We start from the raw sequence: 20,741 nt of genomic DNA on the forward strand, positions 1-20,741 counted from the left end.
CCCTTAAACTGCATGAAGATGTTATGGCTGCCAAAAAGAATTTCACTATAACTTATGATGTTAGTAAATATACTAACGAAGATAAAAACAAGCTTTACATAGCCAGATTAGTTGGTTATAAAAACTATCCAGCATACACATACACCAAAAGAAAAGGGAATTACCTTTCTGCAAACACCAAAAAATTAGGCACTTATGCCCTTACCATGGACACTATAAATCCAACCATTTCGGCTGTGAATTTTAAGGACAAACAATGGCTAAGTAAATACCGTTACTTAAAAATTAAAATTGATGATGAAGGATCTGGAGTATCCAATTATAGAGCAACTATTAATGGAAAATGGATTTTAATGGAGTACGATTATAAAACAAAGACGCTTACTTACGACTTTAACGATGGCATTATCACCGACACCAAAAACAATTTAAAAGTAATTGTTACTGATAATGTTGGAAATAATTCTACTTTTGAAACGTTATTTTACAGAAAATAAACTTTTTAGCCTTTTGAAAGCAAAACAACTAATAACCACCATACTATTTTTTTCATTTTTAACACTAAGTTTTGCTCAAAACGCAACCATTAAAGGTGTTATTTTAGACGAGAAGAACCAACCAATTGAAAAAGTAAGCATTCAATTTGAAAACAAAGGAACTGAAACCAATATTAACGGTTTTTATAGCATTTCTATTCCTTCAAACAAAAACATAACCTTAGAGTTTACCCACCTTTCACACAAAAAAATAGTTAGCACATTCAATTTAAAAAATGGTGAATCGGTTGAATTCAACCCTGTGATGAGTTCGACTATTGAACAAATAGCAACGGTTATTGTTAATAGTAATAGGAAAAAAGAAGTTGAAGGTGTTATTACCATAAAACCGGATGTTATTAGAAAAATTCCTGGCGCCAATGCCGGTGTTGAAAATTTACTTTTAACCTTACCTGGCGTTAGCAATAATAATGAGTTAAGCACACAATATTCTGTTCGTGGTGGAAATTACGATGAAAACTTAGTTTACGTAAATGGCATTGAAGTATATCGTCCGTTTTTGGTGCGCTCAGGACAACAAGAAGGTTTGAGTTTTGTAAATACCAATTTGGTTCAGAATGTCGATTTTTCAGCCGGTGGTTTTCAAGCTAAGTATGGCGATAAATTATCGTCTGTTTTAGATATTACTTATAAAACCCCTTATCAATTTGAAGTAAATGCCGATTTAAGTTTATTAGGTGGTGCGCTTTCGGTTGAAAATATGAGTAAAGATTCCAGGTTTACAAGTATTGTTGGACTTCGTTATCGTGATAATAGTTTATTGGTAAATGCTAAAGAAACTGAAACTAATTTCAAACCAACATTTGCTGATGCTCAAGCATATTTCACTTATAAATTTTCTAATAAATTTCATTTAAGCTTTTTAGGAAGTGCCTCCATAAATAAATACAATTTTGAACCGCAAGCGCGTCAAACTAATTTCGGAACATTAAGCGATCCCGTGGCATTAGTAGTATTTTATGATGGCCAAGAAAAGGACAGATACCAAACGCTATTTGGAGCTTTTAAAGGCTCCTATTTTGCAAATGATGATTTAACGCTTCATTTAATTGCATCAACATATCATACCACAGAAGAAGAGTACTTTGATATTTTAGCTCAATACAGATTAGGTGAAGTAAATAGTAATATAGGTGATGAAAATTTAGGCGAGGTTGAATTTACCGAAGGCATTGGCAGCCAATTGAATCATGGAAGAAATGATTTAGATGCCCTTATTACTAATATTGAACACAAAGGCGATTTTAAGGTTAATGATAACAGATTTGAATGGTCGCTAAAATATACGAATGAAGACATTAGAGACCGATTGATTGAATGGGAAGTTATTGATTCGGCAGGGTTTTCAGTTCGACCGCCAAAAACATCAACTAACGAACAACCATACGAACCTTTTACAGGACCATTAGTGCCTTTTCAAAATGTTAGAGCAACCAACAATACTCAGATAAATAGGTTTCAAGCATACGGCCAATGGAGTAAACGAAGCAATTTAGGAACTAATGATGTTTGGTATAATGCCGGTGTTCGTGCGCACAGTTGGTCTGTGAGTGGCGATGGTATTTCAACATCAAATCAAATAGTATTTAGCCCCCGTGCTCAATTTGCAATTAAACCTTATTGGGAAAAAGATATGCTGTTTAGAATAGCTGGTGGTTTATATTACCAACCTCCTTTTTACAGAGAACTACGCGATGCAAATGGTGTTATTCAACCAGAAGTAAAAGCTCAAAAATCATTTCATTTGGTATTAGGAAACGATTATAGTTTCAAAATGTGGGAAAGACCTTTTAAATTAACTTCAGAAGTGTATTATAAAAATTTATCGGATGTAAACCCATATACGCTTGAAAATGTTCGTATTCGATATGCAGCGAACAATAACGCCGAAGCTTATGCTTATGGGTTAGATATGCGCTTAAATGGTGAGTTTGTTCCAGGAACAGAATCGTGGTTGAGTTTTGGGTATTTAAAAACCGAAGAAAACATTGATAATCGAGGGTATATTTCTCGACCTACCGATCAGCGATTAAAATTTGCAGCATTGTTTCAAGATTACGTACCAAATATGCCAAATTTAAAAATGTATTTAAATATGGTTTATAATACTGGTTTGCCTGGCGGTTCTCCTAGTTACGCAGATCCGTATGATTATCAAAACAGATTACCTTCATACAAACGTGCCGATTTTGGCTTGCAATATGTTTTAGTCGATTCTGAAAAACAATTTAGTAACGGTTGGAAAAAACCTTTTAAAGAATTGTCATTTGGTTTTGAAATTTTCAACATTTTCGATGTTCAAAATTCCATCACAAATACTTGGGTAAGAGATGTGAGTAGTAAGCGTCAAATTGCTATTCCTAATTACTTAACGCCTCGTGTTTTTAATGTGAGGACAACCATGAAGTTTTAAGTTACTAGATAAATTCTTTTAAAATACGAATAACATAATCCACTTCTTCTTTTGTATTAAAAATACTAAATGAAAAACGAATGGATGGTTTTTCTAAATCTTCATTACTTAAAATCTCAGATAAAACATGCGATTTTTTAGAACTACCGCTTTGGCAAGCACTTCCTTTTGAGCAAGCAATTCCTTTTAAATCTAATTGAAATAAAAGCATATCTGCCTTTTTTGGCGGTATTGGCAAACATACATTAACAAGCGTATAAGTGCTTTCATCAAAATTACTTGAACTGCCATTAAATTTTACATCGGGAATTAAAGCCACCATTTCATTAATAAAATACTGCTTCAACTCTTTTATATAAAGCATCTCGTTTTCTAAGTTTTCTTCAGCGATTTGAAATGCCTTTTCAATACCTACAATATTATGCACGCTTTCGGTCCCTGCTCGGAGTCCTCGCTCCTGCTCGCCTCCAACTATTAAGGGTTTTAATCCTGAGTTTTTTCTAATAAATGTAAAACCAACACCTTTTGGTCCATGAAATTTATGTGCCGAGGCTGCTAAAAAATCCACTTGAACATCTTGCAAATCCAATTTATAATGACCAACTGATTGAACAGCATCACAATGAAACAAGGCATTATTCAATTTGCATAAATCTGCTACCTGCTTAATATCTAAAATAGTTCCTATTTCATTATTAATGTGCATTAAGCTTACTAATGTTTTTAAATCACTTTTAAGCAATCCTTCCAAATGTTGAAAATCTATTTTGCCATTTTTATGTAAATCGACATAGCTCACCTTAATTTCAAATTCTTTTTGCAATTTTTCAACGGTATGTAAAACGGCGTGATGTTCTATTTTCGAAGTTATTATTTGTGTAACTCCTAAATCTTTTACAACACTATCTAACACCAAATTATCAGCTTCTGTTCCACCAGAAGTGAAAATAATTTCGCCAGCCGAAACATTTAAATTTTTGGCTATCGTTTTTCTAGACTTTTCTACTAACGCTTTTGAGGATCTTCCAAAACTATGTGAAGATGATGGGTTCCCGAAATTAGTTCTCATAACATCAGCCATTGCATTAATAACCTCTTCACGCATGGGCGTAGTAGCTGCATTATCAAAATAAACTGATTTCATAAACATCTAATTTTATTACAAAGCCATTTAAAACACTAATAGCTTTCAAGCCCCAAAAATACTTGAAATAAAATTATTATCAATAACGAGCGTTATAAATAACAATTCTATTATTTTTGCTTAAAACCCAAATGCAATGCGTCAGTTATTTTCTGTATTTTTATTTATTAATATTATTTTACTCAATTCTTGTGATGATGGAGATATTATTACTGTTGAATTAGATTTCGACACGACATTTGAAGCCTGTGAAGGTGCCAATGATTTGGTTTTTTATAAGACTAAAGACGACCCTTCTGAATCTTTATCACTATTACTAAATAATGTATCACTAGAAGATATTTTTGTTGTTGATGCTACGGGTGTATTTGAAAAAACTTACACAATAAGTTCTACAAACCCTTTTAATTACCGTACTTATAGCGATGAATCTTTACCAAGTGACTTGTTTTGTAATACGATACCAAACTCGGACGTGAATATTACAGAAGATATTGAAACCACAAGTGGTAGTGCTTTTTTAACAACAGTTTTAACGGAAGATGATAATGATGGTATTGCTGCTGAATTGGAAGATATTAACGGAAATGGTGATTTAGAAGATGATGATACCGATGGTGATGGATTACCTAATTATATTGATGCTGATGATGATGGCGACAATATTTTAACCAAAAACGAAGATCCAGACCCCAATAGTGATGGTGTTTTAAGTGATGCCTTAGATACTGATGCTGATGGCATTCCAGATTATTTAGATGAAGATGATGACGGTGATGGTGTGAATACTAGAAATGAAGAAAATGATAGTCAAGACCAAAACCCAGCAAACGATATAACCATAAGCGAAGTTGGTCCGGATTATTTAAATCCTAATGTATTAACTTCTGTTCCAGCTACTGCTTATAGAGAACACACCATAATTCAAACGTATGTTATTACAATAACCATTTATGATATCGATTTAGGAATAATCAAATTTGATAATTATAATTTTGGCGTTTTAGATGATTCTAGCACAACAGATTCAAGAAAAGTCACCCCTTCTTTTCCTTAATTATTAGTTGTATTTTGATAAATATAGACCTCTGTGGCGCCTAACCCATATTTTTGGTAATTGGCATCGTAGTATTTTACATTGTCATATCTACCAAACAAATATTCCAATTCCATTTTTAATACGCCTTCACCAACACCATGTATAAACACTATTTTTTGCATTCGTTTTTTTATGGCGAATTCAAGTTTATGTTTTGCTGTATCTAATTGAATAGTGAGCATCTCATGGTTTGACATGCTTCTGGAAGATTTTACTAATTGATGAATATGCAAATCTACTTCCATAGTAGGTTCATAGCGATCTTTAACTCTTACTTTAGGTTGATTTTTTCGCTTAGGAGCTTCTTTTTCAGAAACTACAGTTTCAATATTTGCATTTGAAAATATCTGCGATTTCATGGAATCTTTTCTATCCTTAATTACTAATTCGTTAGCTTGAAATTCTAATAAAAAGCCATCCTCAGTTTCAATAGAAATGGTATTACCTTTTATATTACTCACAACACCAGATAAGTCTTCATCTAAAACTAAAACGAAATCACCTAAATTAAATGCCATAATTAATCAAATTTCGCACTATTATCATCCTCATTTTTTTGTCTGCTAGGTATATTTCTAGAAATTCGATAAACGCCAATCATAAGTAACACAATGCCACCTATAAGTACAAATTGATTCTGATTTAAACCACTTTTAGCATATATAGCAACAAAAGCCCCAACAATAATTAAAATATAGTTTAAATATTTCATGTGTAAAATTGTAATTATAATAGCGCAAATTAAACTAAAAAATACATTATACCCTTTATTTCAATAAAAAATACAGAATTAAAACCATCGATAATACGCAATAAATGACGTTAAAATGCATTATATTCAAAAATAATTTTATATTTGCAACAGAATAATGACTCCCAAGTCTATGGTTAAAAGATTTTTTATCTTATTTATTCTTGCCTACAATGTCTCTTTTAGTCAAGATTTATATGTTGATGACAATAGCTATTTATTTGCTAAAGATGTTGTTGTATTTGTAAATGACGACATTAGGCTTGATACTGCAACGTCAAACCTATACTTTAGAGGTGTTTCACAGCTTGTTCAAAATACCGATACCAAAAATTCAGATTCTGGAGCGTTATCAATTTATCAAAATCAAACAACGGGTGTATATGAGTACAATTATTTTTGTTCTCCGGTAGGTGTATCCGATACTTCATTAAATACGAATGTAGATTTTAATGGTTCAAATATTTATGATCCTGATGATGAAACAGATGTGGCCAACGTGGTATCAAACCCCTATGCATACACAAGTTCTTATGAAGGAACAGCAACCGAACTTTCCAATTATTGGTTGTATACCCTGCGTGATGGCGAGGGCTATTACAGTTGGAAACAAATATTTGATACAGAAAGTGCAGGAACTGGCTATGGTTTTACTTTAAAAGGAAGTCCAAATACTAATAATGTTTTAGATTTTAGAGGCAGGCCAAATAACGGAACAATTACTGTTAGCTGTGCATTTGATGGTATTGACAACCAACCTTCTGGAACCCCAAACACAGCAGTAACTTTAACAGGAAACCCATACCCTTCTGCCTTAGATTTAAAACTCTTTATTATAGAAAACACGAGTATTGCTGATGGCGGCACAGGAGTTGCCACAGTTATAAGCGGCGACCTATTTTTTTGGGAACAAAAACAAACCAACTCCCACTATTTAGCTTTTTATCAAGGTGGTTACGGAACTTATACTCCAGGAGATTTAAGCGACCTTGCCGATAATGGAACTTTCACTACAGCTGCATTTCAAAACTATAATGGTAACGGAACCGATAATGCGACAACCTCAGGAAACACAACAGATTTTAGCGCAAATAACTCCAGACGATTTGCCGCAGTTGGGCAAGGATTTGTAATTCAATCAAACGGCCTTGGTGGTAATGTGACGTTTAACAATGCCATGCGTGTGTATTTACCAGAAGACTCAACACCAGCTGGAAACGGCTCCATTTTTAATAAAACCGAAAAATCTAAATCGAGTGAAACACCCAATAAAGTGGTGGCCATGTCTCATAATGGTGTAGATTATAAAACCATTTTTGAAAACCCTACCATCATACCAGAAATTAGAATTCACACACATATTAACAACACATTTTATAAAGAAAACGTCATTGCATTTCGTGAAAACACACCAGACAACAATTCCTATAATCGGTTTTATGATGGTTTAAATATTAATAACTTAAGTTCTGACGCTTATTTACTTTCAAGTGATAAAGAGCTCGTTATTAAATCTATAAATTTTGATGAAACCACACGATTGCCTTTAGGATTAAAAGCTGAAACTGATAATACCGAATTTAATCTCAATATTTATAAGCTAAAGGATGTCCCTGAAAATGTAGATATATTTATCTTTGATAAGGAAACTAATAGTTATTCAAATATTAAAAACGACGCATTTAATATTACTTTGGATGCGGGTGTTTATAACGACCGTTTTGAGGTTACTTTCAAAGAAGGTACCGTTTTAAGTACTTCTGAAGATACATTTACAGATTTTAAAATTATTCAAAACAACAATCTTTCACAGTTGAACCTGATAAACCCGAATGGCTTAAATATGAAATCACTTAGCTTATTTGATGTTTCTGGAAAACAAGTCATGAATGAATATATTGCTTCTAATAAAAGAAACCATTCGTATTCAACGAAGATTCTAAGCGACGGCGTTTACATTGTTAAAATTGACTTGGATGACCATCAGGTTATTAACAAAAAAATTATAGTTTCAAATAGAAATTAAAATTTCACCCACATTTTCTTAATCGACTTTTAGTATTTTAGCCATGTCATTTTTGGTATTTTCAAAATTATGGATAAATACATGCTCCCTTGTTTAAATAAAGAACTCTTAGGAATTGAGTGTATGGGCTGTGGTATTCAACGCGCTATTTCTTTGATTTTACAAGGTGAATTTGTTGCTGCTTTCCAAATATATCCCGCTATTTATAGTTTAATTACGCTATTTTTATTCATCGGAATAAATATTTTCTTTAAATTTAAACATTCAAATAAAATAATTGGTGCTTTGGCAATTGTAACCGTCGTAACCATTATAACAAGTTATATTATTAAAATAACCAATTAAAAACCACTATGGAACAACAAAAACTCAACCCGACGCTTGTTTACGTATTAGCAATTTTAGGTCTTTTATGCTGCTGTATGGGCGGTTTTGGATTTATATTAGCTGGTATTGCCTTTTTTATTGCAACCAGTAAATTGAAAGAAGCAAAACTTAATCCGGAAAATTTTGACACAGCAAGTGTGAAAGCCATGGATACAGCAAAAACGGTTGCTTTAGTGATATTAGTAATAAATATCCTTTATCTTATTTATACAGTTTATCAAATTTCAACTGTAGGTTGGGATGAAATGATGCAACGATCACAAGAGATGATGGAACAATATCAAAACCAATAATTAGCATTTATTATATAAAAAAAGGCGACCAAATAATTGGTCGCCTTTTTTTATACTTTCTATTAAATTCCTTTTTGCAACTAAAACAATGCACTAGCCATAGCTCCAATAAATATCAATAAATAGATTGAAATTATAATAAGTGTAAAAATGCCCATAAATTTATAATGCGATTTAAGGTTTGTAAATGCTGCTTTAAAATCTTCATTATTAGAACTAGTTAATGCACTTTTCATTTTTCGTGAAAAATTAAACAAGTAAAAAATTGGAAAAAAGTAAACCAAGGCCAAAACCACATAAATGAGTCCGAAATAGCCCATTGAAAATCCTAAATTCTCATAAGGGTTAGCGTTACCTAAACCTGAAGCATTGCTCATTATGGCACCAAAAAAAATTCCAAAAATCACTAAAAATCCAATCCCTATAAATCCAAGTATCGATAAAAAATAAGTCCATGAGGAGGTTTCTTTTAATAATCCTTTTATGTCATCACTAACTTCTAACTCAAAACTTTCAAATGCCGATTTTTGCTCCATATTTCCTATTTTTATTTACTTTTCAAATTGTTTTAATGTTTTCACTATAATGCTCACACAATCTAATAACTGATCTTCAGTCATTACTAACGGTGGTGCAAAACGAATAATATTACCATGAGTTGGTTTGGCCAATAAACCGTTATCGCGCAATGCTAAACAAATATTCCATGCAGTATTACTTTCCTCATTATCATTTATCAGAATAGCGTTAAGCAAGCCTTTTCCTCTAACTAGGCTAACAATATTGCTGGTTTTTATGTATTTGTTCAATTCACTTCTGAATAAATCGCCTAATTTTGATGCATTTTCGGCAAGTTTTTCATCTCTCACAACTTCTAATGCTGCCATCGCAACAGCAGCTGCAACAGGATTTCCGCCAAAGGTACTACCGTGGTTTCCAGGTTTAATAACTTTCATAATATGATTATTAGCCAAAACAGCAGAAACTGGATAAACACCGCCGCTTATAGCCTTTCCAAGTATTAAAACATCTGGTTTTACATCTGGAGTATCCGAACAGTTTTTATTTTCACAAGAACAGTTCCCGCAAGTTGCCAATAAACGGCCTGTTCTAGCAATACCTGTTTGCACTTCATCAGCAATAAACAATACATTATGTTTTTCACAAAGAGTTTTGGCTTTTACTAGATAATCATCACTAGGAACATAAACACCTGCTTCGCCTTGTATAGGTTCAACGAGAAAACCAGCCACATTCGGGTTAGATTTTAAAGCCGCCTCTAAAGCATCAATATTATTATATTCAATTTTAATAAATCCTTTGGTGTAAGGGCCAAAATTTTTACGTGCTACAGGGTCATTGGAAAACGAAATTATGGTAGTAGTTCTTCCATGAAAATTATTTTCACAAACAATAATTTCAGCTTTATTTTCATCAATACCCTTCACTTCATAAGCCCATTTTCTGCAAAGTTTTAAAGCCGTTTCAACAGCTTCAGCACCAGTATTCATTGGCAAGAGCTTATCAAATCCAAAAAACTCACAAGCAAATTTCTCATACTTTCCCAATATATCGTTATGAAATGCTCTGGAAGTTAATGTTAATGTTTGTGCTTGTTGCACCATGGCATTAACAATTTTTGGGTGACAATGCCCTTGGTTTACAGCTGAATAAGCCGATAAAAAATCGTAATACTTTTTACCTTCTACATCCCAAACATACACACCTTCTCCCCTGTTTAAAACTACAGGTAACGGATGGTAATTGTGTGCACCATACTTGTTTTCTAAATCGATCGCTTGTTGCGAAGTTAATTGGTCTAAAATTGCCATTTTAAAAAAAATTTAATATTAAAAAAATGCAATTCCTTCTGTACCTTTATTCTTTCGAAGATTCGAAAAAGCAGCGTGGGAGAGAAATCATCCCTAGGAAGTGCGAAATTAATTAAAAAAAATAAAAAATGTGTCTTTTCAATAAATTATGTGTCTAATAGATAAAGATAGACTTTAAAAGAATAATACTTAACCTTAATAAATGGCAAACTACTTAGTTTTAAACTAAGTAGTTTTTTTTAATTAATGAGACATTCTACCGGACAAGGAAGACACTTGTAGTTCAAGCCGTTTTAATTCGCGCATAATGGCATTTTTATCCATTTGCATCCAAGCAAAAACTTTTAGCATGCTTACGCCTAATAGGAAAATGATGCTGCCCGTTGCCCATTTTATCATTTCGAAAGTTATTTCAGAATTGAAGAATTGAACGAGGCAATAAATGAATAATCCAAAGAATACTAAAGTCATTATATTCATCAAAATTAACAACCATTTATTCTTTCCTCGGAATAACCCAAAAATCATTTGAAGTACATTTTGCTCATCTAATTCATCATAAAATTTAGATTCTTCCTCGGTTAAGGTGTCTTTAATTAATTTATCGATACTTTCTTTATCACTTTTCATAATTTTTATGTTTTAATTTTTGTTTTAATTTTTCTCTGGCATGAAATAACCTAGATTTTACTGTTCCTGTCGGTATATTTAAAAAAGCACTAATTTCATTTAATGAATAATCTTGAACATAGAACAGTTGTATAACCGTTTGCTGTTCTGTACTTAGTGATTTTATAGTTTTTAGTAATTGCTTTTTAATTAAATCATCATTCTCAATTTCAATTGCAAGAATAGTTTGCTCTTGCTTATATGCATTGTTATGTTGTTGTTTTCTTTTTTTAGCCTTAATCCAATCTAAAGATTTTGAGTAAACAATCTGTAACGCCCAACTACCAAAACTTTCAGGCGTTTTTAATTGGTTTATTTTATTTATTATAATACTCCAAGAATCTTGAGCAATATCTTTGGCAACATCAGCATCTTTAACTATCCAATAAGCTTTTTCACAAAACGTTTTATGCCATCGTTTCACCAATTTAGTCAGCGCAATCGTATTTCCAGATTGAAATTGCCGAACCAACAAACCATCAATAGCCTTATCGTTTTTCACCTAATCTTTTTTAGAATAAACCGTAAAAACTCCACCCAAATACTCCATGTTGTATGCTTTTTTATTTCCAACGAATTGTTTTCAATCGTATCAAACGCATTTTCAATTAAAGCATCATGAAGCCATCTGATAGCCAAAACCCATTTTAACGTCGTCATAAAATTCATGGTTTTCATAATAATACTATGGGTCACTAAGGTTGTGTTGGCATTAATTTCTTCAATTTCAAACTTATGAATCCCATTAAATCCCTTCGGTTGTAGAAATTTAAAAACGATTAATCTTTCTGGAAAAAATGCTTCCACTTCATATCGAATGATTCCATGCCCCCCTTTTTCGCCAACTTTCAAACCATTTTTAAAACGCATTGGTGGCCAATTATCATTCGGCCACACTTTATCTTCCTTTTTAGATAAGGTTTTTATTAGCCTTACAACGTCTGCTTTTGGTTGGTTAATATGCCGTTTATGTATGTTTACTACGTTCATTCTACTCTAAAGACGACAAAAAATTGAAAAGGTTCATTTTATTTTAGAGGAATTTGAATTTCCTTTAAAGTTAATGGAAATAAAACAACATATATTTAATCCTATTATTATTTTTGCAGCATGTCAAGAAGAAGTAAACAGAGAAAACAAGTTTTTGAAAATGTAGAAGTTATTGATGCTGCTGCAAAAGGAAAAACAATAGCCAAAGCACCAGATGGAAAAGTAATTTTTCTATCAAATGCTGTACCTGGGGATGTGGTTGATGCACAAACGTTTAAAAAGCGTAAAGCCTATTATGAAGCAAAAGCAACCGTTTTTCATAAACTTTCAGATAAAAGAACGGAGCCTGCTTGCGACCATTTTGGAACCTGTGGCGGTTGCAAATGGCAAGATATGGGTTACGAGCATCAATTGTTTTATAAGCAAAAAGAAGTGACCAATAATTTAACTCGGATTGGGCATATTGAATTGCCTGAGGTTACGTCTATTCTTGGTTCAAAAGAACAATATTTCTACAGGAATAAAATGGAGTTCTCCTTTAGCGATAGTCGTTGGTTAACACTAGAAGAAATACAATCTGATAGAGATTTAGGCGATAAAAATGCCCTCGGATTTCATATTCCTGGGATGTGGGATAAAATCCTTGATATAAAAACTTGTCATTTACAAGCCGATCCTTCAAACGCTATTAGAAATGCTGTTAAACAGTTTGCTATTGAAAACGATTTGGAATTCTTTAATACTAGAAATCAAACGGGATTACTAAGAACCATGATGATTAGAACATCAACAACTGGCGACATTATGGTGATGATTCAGTTTTTTAAGGAAGATAAAATTAAACGGGAGTTAATACTCGATTTTATTGCAGAAACCTTTCCGCAGATAACCTCATTACAATATGTTATTAATGGAAAAGCCAATGATACTATTTACGACCAAGATGTGATTTGCTATAAAGGAAACGATCATATTTTTGAGGATATGGAAGGCTTAAGGTTTAAAATTAATGCAAAATCCTTTTACCAAACAAACTCAAACCAAGCTTTTGAACTTTATAAAATCACCAGAGATTTTGCTGGTTTAACAGGAAATGAATTGGTTTACGATTTATATACAGGTACAGGAACCATAGCTCAATTTGTAGCTAAACAAGCTAGTAAAGTTATTGGTGTAGAATCTGTTCCCGATGCTATTACTGCCGCCAAAGAAAATGCACAATTAAATAACATTAATAACGTTGAATTCTATGTTGGTGATATGAAACAGGTTTTTAATAATGAATTTATTGAAACGCACGGACAACCCGATGTTATTATTACCGATCCGCCAAGAGATGGTATGCATAAAGATGTTGTACAACAAATATTAAACATTGCACCAAAACGTGTCGTATATGTAAGTTGTAACAGCGCCACACAAGCAAGAGATTTAGCCTTAATGGATGCGCAATATAAAGTCATTAAAACCCAAGCTGTTGATATGTTTCCACAAACCTTTCATGTGGAAAATGTTGTACTTTTGGAAAGAAGATAAATTTTGATGAAAAAAATAAGCCTACTTGTTATCATTCTAATTATAGCTGGAAACTATAGTTGCGAACGCGATGATATTTGTCCGGATTCTACATCCACTACTCCAAGATTAATTATTGATTTTATTGACGCAACAGATCCTGATGTTTCTAAAAATGTGTTTGATTTAGTAGTTATTGGTGTTGATAATGAAGCCTTTATATCTGATTATTATTTTACAACTTCCAATACGGTTACTTTACCATTAAAAACAACAGATAACACGACTGAGTATATTTTAATTGAAGATGCCGAGGTGAACAATAACGGTACACCAGATGATGCTACTGATGATTATATTGACGGAAATCAAGACCGAATTATACTAAATTATAGTAGAGAGGACGTTTATGTTTCTCGAGCCTGTGGATATAAAACTATTTTTAAGAATGTAACACTCACTATTGTTAATGATGGTGATAACTGGTTGCTTTCAAGAGAGCCTTTAACTGATAACCAATCTGTAGAAGATGAGACAACAACACACTTCAACATTACGATTTAGCCTAGCTTGTATGCTGTTTTTCTGTGTGTTCGTTAATGCGCAGAAGGATAGTATTGCTAATCCAATAGATGATTCTAAAACCGTTAAACTTAAATACGGACTTCGTATAGGTGGCGATATTGGTAAACTCATTAGAACCACTCTTGACGACGATTATTCTGGTTTTGAAATTATAGCAGATTATCGCTTAAAAGAGAAACTATATGTTGCTGGAGAAATTGGTATTGAAGAAAAAAACACCATTAATGACTATTTAAACATAACCACCAAAGGAAGTTATTTAAAGGGCGGTGTAGATTTTAACATGTACCAAAACTGGTTGAACATGGATAACATGATTTATGCTGGTTTCAGAGTTGGTGCCAGTTCCTTTAGTCATGATTTAAACAGTTATACGGTTTACAGCACAGACCAATATTGGACACCCCAGCTAACATCAGATACCAAACAAGAATTTACTGGATTGACGGCATTTTGGGCAGAAAGTATGATAGGAATGAAAGCCGAAATAATGAATAACTTTTACATTGGTTTAAATTTACAATTGAAGGTATTGGCTACTGAAACCAATCCTAATAATTTTGAAAACGTATATATTCCTGGATATGGAAAAACTTATGATAGCGGCAGAATTGGTGCTGGATATAGTTACTTTTTAGCTTATAGAATTCCACTTTACAAGCGCGCTAAATAGTCTTTTAAAAAATTTATATTTGTACAAAACTTAGAATACGCGGAAATGCCAAAAAACCTATACAAAATAGCTGTCATTCAATTAAACTTGAATAACACGCCTGAAAACAATCTAAAAAAATGCATCCAATGGGTAAAAGACGCTGCCAAAAAAGGTGCAGAAGTCATCTCTTTACCCGAATTATATAGCAGTCATTATTTCTGCCAAAGTGAAGATGTTGATAATTTCGCTTACGCGGAACCACTTTATAGCACCTCATTTACAGCCTTTAGTGATTTAGCAAAAGAACTAGGCGTCGTTATTATTGTACCGTTTTTTTAAAAACGAATGGCAGGCGTATATCACAATAGCGCATATATTATTGATACCGATGGCTCTGAAGCTGGATTGTACCGAAAAATGCATATTCCAGATGATCCTCATTTTTATGAGAAATTTTATTTTACGCCTGGCGATATCGGCTTTAAATCCTTCCCTACTAAAAAAGGAAATATTGGCACTTTAATTTGTTGGGATCAATGGTATCCTGAAGCGGCAAGATTAACCGCTTTACAAGGTGCTGAAGTGTTATTTTACCCTACAGCTATTGGTTGGCATCCTCAAGAAAAAGCACAATATGGCGAAAACCAACAAGGTGCTTGGATGAACGTAATGCGAGGCCACGCGGTAGCAAATGGCATTTATGTAGCTGCAGCAAACAGAATAGGATTAGAAAAATATTTACCAAATACTTCTGGAATTGAATTTTGGGGCTCGTCGTTTATTGCAGGTCCGCAAGGTGAAATATTAGCACAAGCTTCTGTTGATAAAGAAGAAATATTGATTGCTGAAGTCGATTTAAGTCTTCAAGAAAATGTACGTCAGAATTGGCCGTTTTTACGAGATAGACGCATTGACAAATACGGAGATATTACTAAAAGAGTCATCGATTAATTATGAGTAAAAACAATTGGCGGTTTCCTGCGGAATGGGAAAAACAGCAAGGTATTTTATTATGTTTTCCTCATAATGGCAACGACTGGCCAGGAAAATACGAAGCGGTGCAATGGGCATTTGTTGAGTTTATAAAAAAAGTAGCTTTTATTGAAGAAGTGATTCTAATAGTTGCAGATGAAAAACTGAAAACCAAAGTCACTGACATGCTAACTATGGCGCATGTGAATTTAAAAAATGTGTCGTTCCTCATTCATAAAACCAACCGCAGTTGGATGCGCGATTCAGGCCCTATTATTGTAAAAAACGGTAGCACCAGAAAAGCTATGAATTTCAACTTTAATGGTTGGGCAAAATATGGCAATTATAAATTAGACAAACATGTTCCTGCGAAAGTTGCTGAATTTTTAAACATCCCATTAGAACAAGCTTTTCACAATGGCAAACCTTTTATTTTAGAAGGTGGTGCTATTGACGTAAATGGAAAAGGTACTTTAATTACTTCGGAAGAATGTTTATTACATCCAAACATCCAAGTTCGAAACAAAGGTTTTACAAAAGCAGATTACGAAACCGTTTTTAAAACCTATTTAGGAATAACTAATGTGATTTGGTTAGGCGATGGCATTGCAGGTGATGATACCCACGGCCATATAGACGATTTAGCTCGTTTTATAAACGACAACACAATTGTAACTGTAGTAGAATCAGATCCTAAAGACGCAAATTACAAGCCCCTTCAAGACAACTTAAAACGCCTTGAAGCTGCCACTTTAGAAAACGGCAAAAAACCCAATATAGTAACCTTACCAATGCCAAATCGTTTAGATTTTGATGGCATCCGAATTCCTGCGAGTTACGCCAATTTCTTGATATTAAATAAAACCGTTTTAGTACCAACCTTTAATGATGCTAACGACCGTGTTGCGCTTTACATTCTTGCCGATTGTTTTCCTGATAGAGAGATTATTGGTATTGCAGCCACCGATTTTATTTGGGGGTTTGGTACTTTACATTGTTTAAGTCAGCAAATACCTAGATAGTTATCCAAGAAAAAAACTACCCCATTTTTATCTCCGCAAAGTGCTCTATTGGGAAATTGCAAGAATTTGCAATAAAACATAAGCTATTTGCCTTAGTATGTAGTGTTTTGGCTAATTCTATTTGGGAGGCATTTTTAATTGTTACCACAGGTTTTAAGGATACTTTACTAAAATGCCCACTACCCGATGCTTCAACATTAAGGATAGCTTCGGCAGTATCGGTATAGCTTAAAACTTCAATATTGTTTTGTGAACAAACATATAAATAAGACATCATGTGGCAAGATGCCAAAGCCGTTAACAATAAATCTTCGGGGTTATAAAGTGTATCGTCACCTCTAAACGCATTTGCTGCCGAAACTTCTAAAAGTGTCTTTTTGTTGGCAATAACTACCTTATGATTTCGACTAAAACCCTTTGGGTTTTGAGTGGTTTCATTAATACCTAATTGCCAGTTTACAGTAGCTTTAAAGATGTGATTAAAAGACATAATCCAATATTTTAGATGGGTATTTTGTTATTCCGACACTTGGAGAAATCGCTTAGTATTATTCTAATGCGATTCCTGCTTTTGCAGGAAATTAATCCTTATCCATATACTTCCCCTTTTTACTGCCTTCATACATAACATACTTAACCAAACGTGCTTCTAGTTTGGCGTTAAATAAATGTATTTTTCTTGAAGGTCGCAAACCTACATGCTTTAAGGCATCGAGGTTTGAGGTAATAAACCAAGCATCGGTACCTGGATAATTTTGTTTTAGTGTATCGCCAATATGGGCATAAAACTCTTCCATATCGATATTTAAACGCTCGCCATAAGGTGGGTTAAATACCATATGAAGTTTGTTATCGCCACCTTTTTGGGTTTTAAAGAAATCTTCGTGCTTAACGTCAATAAAATCTTCTAGTTGGGCATTTTTTACGTTTTCTATAGCTTTGGAAACGGCACTTGGTGCTTTATCGTAACCTGTTATTTTATAATGGAAATCGCGGGTTTTACCAAGTAGCGATTCTTCAATTTTTTCAAAAAGTTCGACATCCCAATCTTGCCAACGCTCGAAAGCGAATTCTTTTCGCATGAGGTTTGGCGGAATGTTACAGGCTATCATAGCGGCTTCAATAAGCATGGTTCCAGAGCCACACATGGGATCCATAAAATCAGATTGTCCGTCCCAACCAGATAGCATAATTAATCCTGCTGCTAATACTTCGTTTATGGGTGCGATGTTGGTGGCGGTTTTGTAGCCTCGTTTATGGAGCGAATCTCCTGATGAATCTAGAGAAATGGTACATTTTCGCCTGTCAATATGAACGTTTATTTTCACGTCCGGGAATTTAAGATCTACGTTTGGTCGTTGTCCGTCAGTATCTCTAAATTTATCGACAATGGCATCTTTAGTTTTTTGGGCGATATAAAGCGAGTGTGTAAACAAATCTGAATGAATCGTAGCATCGATAGCCAAAGATCCTGTTGCTTTTAAATATGGCGTCCAATCCATTGCATAGATTTTATTGTATAAATCTTGCTCGCTACTAACGTTAAAAGAATGGATGGGTTTTAAGATTTTAACTGCTGTGCGCAACGCTAAATTACATTTGTACATAAACCCTTTATCTCCCACAAAAGCAACGTTTCTCACACCTGTTTTTACGTGCATGGCACCAAGTTGTGTGAGTTCGTTTGCTAATAAATCTTCAAAGCCAAAAAGTGTTTTGGCCACCATGTTGAAATTTTCTCCCATTTTTTTCGTCTAATTCCTTGCAAAAATAACGTAATTTTGCGGCAAACGTAAAGTTTATACCAGTTCTGATTTAAAAATACTAAAATAAAATACAGCAATTTTTTGAATAGGCGAAAAAGAAAGCGCAAGCATAGCCTTAGCTATGGTTAAGTTTTATTTTGAAGTATAGGTGAAAAAGGACCAATTTTAGTAAGTCTTTTTAAGTCTGAAATGGTATTATCAATAAATCCGGGTTAAGGATTGTAGTGGAAAGCCCACAGTCGCGCTTTTGAGCGTGACGAGGACTTGTAACGGAAAGCCTGACCCCCGAACATTTCTCGGGGGTAACCCCCAAAAATAACTATGACTAAAAATACAAAGACTTGGTTTACTTCTTGGTTTGACACGCCATTTTACCACATTTTATATAAGGAACGGGATGAAACGGAGGCGCATGCTTTTATGGAAAACTTATCGGAGTATTTGAATATCCCGGAGGGTGGTACTATATTAGATTTGGCTTGTGGAAAAGGACGCCATGCCTTATACTTAAACAGAATTGGGTATGATGTGACGGGTGTGGATTTGAGTGAAAACAGCATTAAGTTTGCTAAAGCGTTTGAAAACCATCGTTTAAAATTTGTTGTCCACGATATGTGTACGCCTTACCCAAAACAGTTTGATGCGGTTTTTAATTTGTTTACCAGTTTTGGATATTTCGAGGATGATGCCAATAACTTAAAAACCATAAAAGCGATAAAAGCGGAATTGAACGAATTTGGTTTTGGGGTTATTGATTTTATGAATAGTGAGTTTGTGATTGAAAATTTGGTGCCTGAAGAGGTGAAAACTGTAGATGACATTGAATTCCATTTAAAACGCTACGTGGAAGATGGATATATAATAAAAGATATTACTTTTACGGTTGATGATACATTGTATCATTTCCAGGAGCGTGTGCGAGCGTTTACTTTGGCTGATTTTGAGTTGCTTTTTGAGCAGGCTGATGTATCCCTTTTTGATATTTTTGGCGATTATAAGTTGCGTAAGTTTAATGCCAAAACATCGGAACGTTTAGTAATGATTTTTAAATAGCCAGTCGATAATAGACATTTATTTATACTCACTCTTGCGGGTCGATAATAGAAATTTAGCCTATTGTTGCTGAGTGTTTTAAAATAGTTTTATAAAAATTGAATAGTTTTTTTTGAATGAATAAGTTTCTTTTACCTTTTCTAGCGGTTGTTATTGGTTTTGTTATAGCCTTTATTACTAAAAAGCAAAAGTCTTGGAATATTAAGCTCCTACTCTCTTTTAGTGGTGCATTTTTATTGGCATTAACGCTTTTTGAATTGCTTCCTGAAGTCTACAGCCATTTAGACACCAAACTTACTGGCCTGTTTATTATGTGCGGTATTATGCTGCAAATTGTTTTGGAGTTATTCTCGAAAGGTGCGGAACACGGGCACGTTCACATTCATAAGGACGAAACAGATTTTCCTTGGTTATTGTTTATTAGTTTATGTATTCATAGTTTTTTAGAAGGGTTTTCTATTCACGACCATAACGATATGGTATATGGTGTATTGATACATAAAATTCCTATTGCAACTTTAATTACTATGTTTTTACTGCAGTCTAATTACACTAAAATAAAAGTGGGTAGTTTTTTATTGGTTTTTGCTTTAATGACCCCTTTAGGAACTTATATTGCGCATAACTCAACTTTTCTTGCCGATTACGCACATATGATAAATGCTGTGGTAATTGGTATATTTTTCCATATTTCGACCACTATTTTGTTTGAAAGTGGCGAAGGACATAAGTTTAATTTATCGAAATTTATATCGATAATATTAGGAGTTGGCGTGGCTTATTTGATTTAACTGTCATTCCTGAGAAAGCGGGAATCTCATTAATTGAAACTAAAATTATTTAAAGGATTCCCTTCTTCAAGGGAATGACAAAAAAAGCATTTGCAATGTTCTCAAAAGAAGAATCAAAACGCATAAAACAAGAATTTTGGACAAGTTTCGGGAAGTCGTTTCCACGGAAATGGGTTTTATATGATACTAAATTAAAGGGCTTAAGCTTTAAGTTTCATTTT

21 protein-coding genes and 3 pseudogenes are annotated in these 20,741 nt (G+C 33.5%); 14 read left to right on the forward strand and 10 right to left on the reverse strand.

Translation table 11 applies throughout. The annotated features are described in order from the left end of the window. Both WBN21_RS00370 and WBN21_RS00375 read left to right on the forward strand, forming a co-directional pair. A pseudogene (locus WBN21_RS00370) lies at positions 1-497 on the forward strand (M23 family peptidase); the annotation flags it as partial. Continuing rightward, positions 451-2,970 carry a TonB-dependent receptor gene (locus WBN21_RS00375; protein WP_424197337.1) on the forward strand — a complete coding sequence of 840 codons (2,520 nt, stop codon included), beginning with the start codon at positions 451-453 and terminating at the stop codon, positions 2,968-2,970. The pseudogene WBN21_RS00370 and the gene WBN21_RS00375, both read left to right, overlap by 47 nt. A 4-nt stretch (positions 2,971-2,974) precedes the next feature. Here the strand turns inward: WBN21_RS00375 and WBN21_RS00380 are convergent, their stop codons facing one another. Then, a complete protein-coding gene (locus WBN21_RS00380) occupies positions 2,975-4,114 on the reverse strand; it encodes a cysteine desulfurase family protein (protein ID WP_424197338.1) in 1,140 nt (379 codons plus the stop codon). Positions 4,115-4,250: 136 nt separating this feature from the next. Here WBN21_RS00380 and WBN21_RS00385 point away from each other — a divergent pair, with 136 nt between their 5' ends. Then, positions 4,251-5,171: a hypothetical protein gene (locus tag WBN21_RS00385; RefSeq protein ID WP_424197339.1), complete on the forward strand. Its 921-nt coding sequence runs from the start codon at positions 4,251-4,253 to the stop codon at positions 5,169-5,171. Here the strand turns inward: WBN21_RS00385 and WBN21_RS00390 are convergent. Both WBN21_RS00390 and WBN21_RS00395 read right to left on the reverse strand, forming a co-directional pair. Beyond that, entirely contained in the window at positions 5,168-5,731 is a 564-nt protein-coding gene (locus WBN21_RS00390) for a Smr/MutS family protein (protein ID WP_424197340.1), read from the reverse strand. The genes WBN21_RS00385 and WBN21_RS00390 overlap by 4 nt on opposite strands. A 2-nt stretch (positions 5,732-5,733) precedes the next feature. Further along, a complete protein-coding gene (locus tag WBN21_RS00395) occupies positions 5,734-5,925 on the reverse strand; it encodes a hypothetical protein (RefSeq protein ID WP_424197341.1) in 192 nt (63 codons plus the stop codon). Positions 5,926-6,097: 172 nt separating this feature from the next. On the opposite strand from WBN21_RS00395, the gene WBN21_RS00400 reads away from it, so the two are divergent. The 3 genes from WBN21_RS00400 (at position 6,098) to WBN21_RS00410 (ending at position 8,670) form a co-directional block, all read left to right on the forward strand. Continuing rightward, positions 6,098-7,990, forward strand: a complete 1,893-nt coding sequence (locus WBN21_RS00400) for a T9SS type A sorting domain-containing protein (RefSeq protein ID WP_424197342.1) — start codon at positions 6,098-6,100, stop codon at positions 7,988-7,990. A gap of 69 nt (positions 7,991-8,059) precedes the next feature. After that, positions 8,060-8,335, forward strand: coding sequence for a DUF2752 domain-containing protein (locus WBN21_RS00405; protein WP_424197343.1), 276 nt, complete (start codon positions 8,060-8,062; stop codon positions 8,333-8,335). 8 nt (positions 8,336-8,343) lie between these two features. After that, positions 8,344-8,670: a CCC motif membrane protein gene (locus WBN21_RS00410; RefSeq protein WP_424197344.1), complete on the forward strand. Its 327-nt coding sequence runs from the start codon at positions 8,344-8,346 to the stop codon at positions 8,668-8,670. Positions 8,671-8,750: 80 nt separating this feature from the next. On the opposite strand, the gene WBN21_RS00415 is transcribed toward WBN21_RS00410, so the two are convergent. From WBN21_RS00415 to WBN21_RS00435, 5 genes are all read right to left on the reverse strand, one after another. After that, a complete protein-coding gene (locus WBN21_RS00415) occupies positions 8,751-9,206 on the reverse strand; it encodes a DUF5362 family protein (RefSeq protein WP_424197345.1) in 456 nt (151 codons plus the stop codon). Between the two features lie 15 nt (positions 9,207-9,221). Continuing rightward, the gene (gene rocD / locus WBN21_RS00420) at positions 9,222-10,502 is read right to left on the reverse strand and encodes an ornithine--oxo-acid transaminase (protein WP_424197346.1); all 1,281 of its coding nucleotides are present in this window, start codon (positions 10,500-10,502) and stop codon (positions 9,222-9,224) included. Between the two features lie 243 nt (positions 10,503-10,745). Then, the gene (locus WBN21_RS00425) at positions 10,746-11,132 is read right to left on the reverse strand and encodes a DUF6768 family protein (RefSeq protein WP_424197347.1); all 387 of its coding nucleotides are present in this window, start codon (positions 11,130-11,132) and stop codon (positions 10,746-10,748) included. Continuing rightward, the gene (locus WBN21_RS00430) at positions 11,122-11,673 is read right to left on the reverse strand and encodes an RNA polymerase sigma factor (protein WP_424197348.1); all 552 of its coding nucleotides are present in this window, start codon (positions 11,671-11,673) and stop codon (positions 11,122-11,124) included. Before WBN21_RS00430 ends, WBN21_RS00425 begins: the two co-directional genes overlap by 11 nt. Then, positions 11,670-12,161 (reverse strand): hypothetical protein, encoded by a 492-nt coding sequence (locus WBN21_RS00435; RefSeq protein ID WP_424197349.1) that lies wholly within the window; start codon positions 12,159-12,161, stop codon positions 11,670-11,672. Before WBN21_RS00435 ends, WBN21_RS00430 begins: the two co-directional genes overlap by 4 nt. A 120-nt stretch (positions 12,162-12,281) precedes the next feature. Here WBN21_RS00435 and rlmD point away from each other — a divergent pair, with 120 nt between their 5' ends. From rlmD to WBN21_RS00460, 5 genes and pseudogenes are all read left to right on the forward strand, one after another. Next, entirely contained in the window at positions 12,282-13,697 is a 1,416-nt protein-coding gene (rlmD, locus tag WBN21_RS00440) for a 23S rRNA (uracil(1939)-C(5))-methyltransferase RlmD (protein ID WP_424197350.1), read from the forward strand. Positions 13,698-13,703: 6 nt separating this feature from the next. Then, on the forward strand, positions 13,704-14,240 hold the full coding sequence (locus tag WBN21_RS00445; protein ID WP_424197351.1) for a DUF6452 family protein: 537 nt from the start codon (positions 13,704-13,706) through the stop codon (positions 14,238-14,240). Next, positions 14,206-14,934: a DUF6048 family protein gene (locus tag WBN21_RS00450; RefSeq protein WP_424197352.1), complete on the forward strand. Its 729-nt coding sequence runs from the start codon at positions 14,206-14,208 to the stop codon at positions 14,932-14,934. Before WBN21_RS00445 ends, WBN21_RS00450 begins: the two co-directional genes overlap by 35 nt. Positions 14,935-14,979: 45 nt before the next feature. Further along, positions 14,980-15,867: pseudogene (locus tag WBN21_RS00455) on the forward strand (carbon-nitrogen hydrolase). 2 nt (positions 15,868-15,869) lie between these two features. Continuing rightward, positions 15,870-16,910, forward strand: coding sequence for an agmatine deiminase family protein (locus WBN21_RS00460; RefSeq protein WP_424197353.1), 1,041 nt, complete (start codon positions 15,870-15,872; stop codon positions 16,908-16,910). 16 nt (positions 16,911-16,926) lie between these two features. Here the strand turns inward: WBN21_RS00460 and WBN21_RS00465 are convergent, their stop codons facing one another. Together WBN21_RS00465 and WBN21_RS00470 are read right to left on the reverse strand one after the other, a co-directional pair. Beyond that, on the reverse strand, positions 16,927-17,400 hold the full coding sequence (locus WBN21_RS00465) for an OsmC family protein (RefSeq protein WP_424197354.1): 474 nt from the start codon (positions 17,398-17,400) through the stop codon (positions 16,927-16,929). 91 nt (positions 17,401-17,491) lie between these two features. Beyond that, positions 17,492-18,655, reverse strand: coding sequence for a THUMP domain-containing class I SAM-dependent RNA methyltransferase (locus WBN21_RS00470; protein WP_424197355.1), 1,164 nt, complete (start codon positions 18,653-18,655; stop codon positions 17,492-17,494). A 342-nt stretch (positions 18,656-18,997) separates the two neighbouring features. On the opposite strand from WBN21_RS00470, the gene WBN21_RS00475 reads away from it, so the two are divergent. The 3 genes and pseudogenes from WBN21_RS00475 to WBN21_RS00485 form a co-directional block, all read left to right on the forward strand. After that, complete coding sequence (locus tag WBN21_RS00475; protein ID WP_424197356.1) at positions 18,998-19,729, forward strand: class I SAM-dependent methyltransferase; 732 nt, start codon at positions 18,998-19,000, stop codon at positions 19,727-19,729. 116 nt (positions 19,730-19,845) lie between these two features. Further along, a complete protein-coding gene (locus WBN21_RS00480) occupies positions 19,846-20,520 on the forward strand; it encodes a ZIP family metal transporter (RefSeq protein ID WP_424197357.1) in 675 nt (224 codons plus the stop codon). A gap of 95 nt (positions 20,521-20,615) precedes the next feature. Beyond that, positions 20,616-20,741: pseudogene (locus WBN21_RS00485) on the forward strand (DUF4268 domain-containing protein); the annotation flags it as partial.

The sequence above is a fragment of the Algibacter sp. genome, assembly GCF_049667265.1.
Classification (GTDB): Bacteria; Bacteroidota; Bacteroidia; order Flavobacteriales; family Flavobacteriaceae; genus Algibacter_B.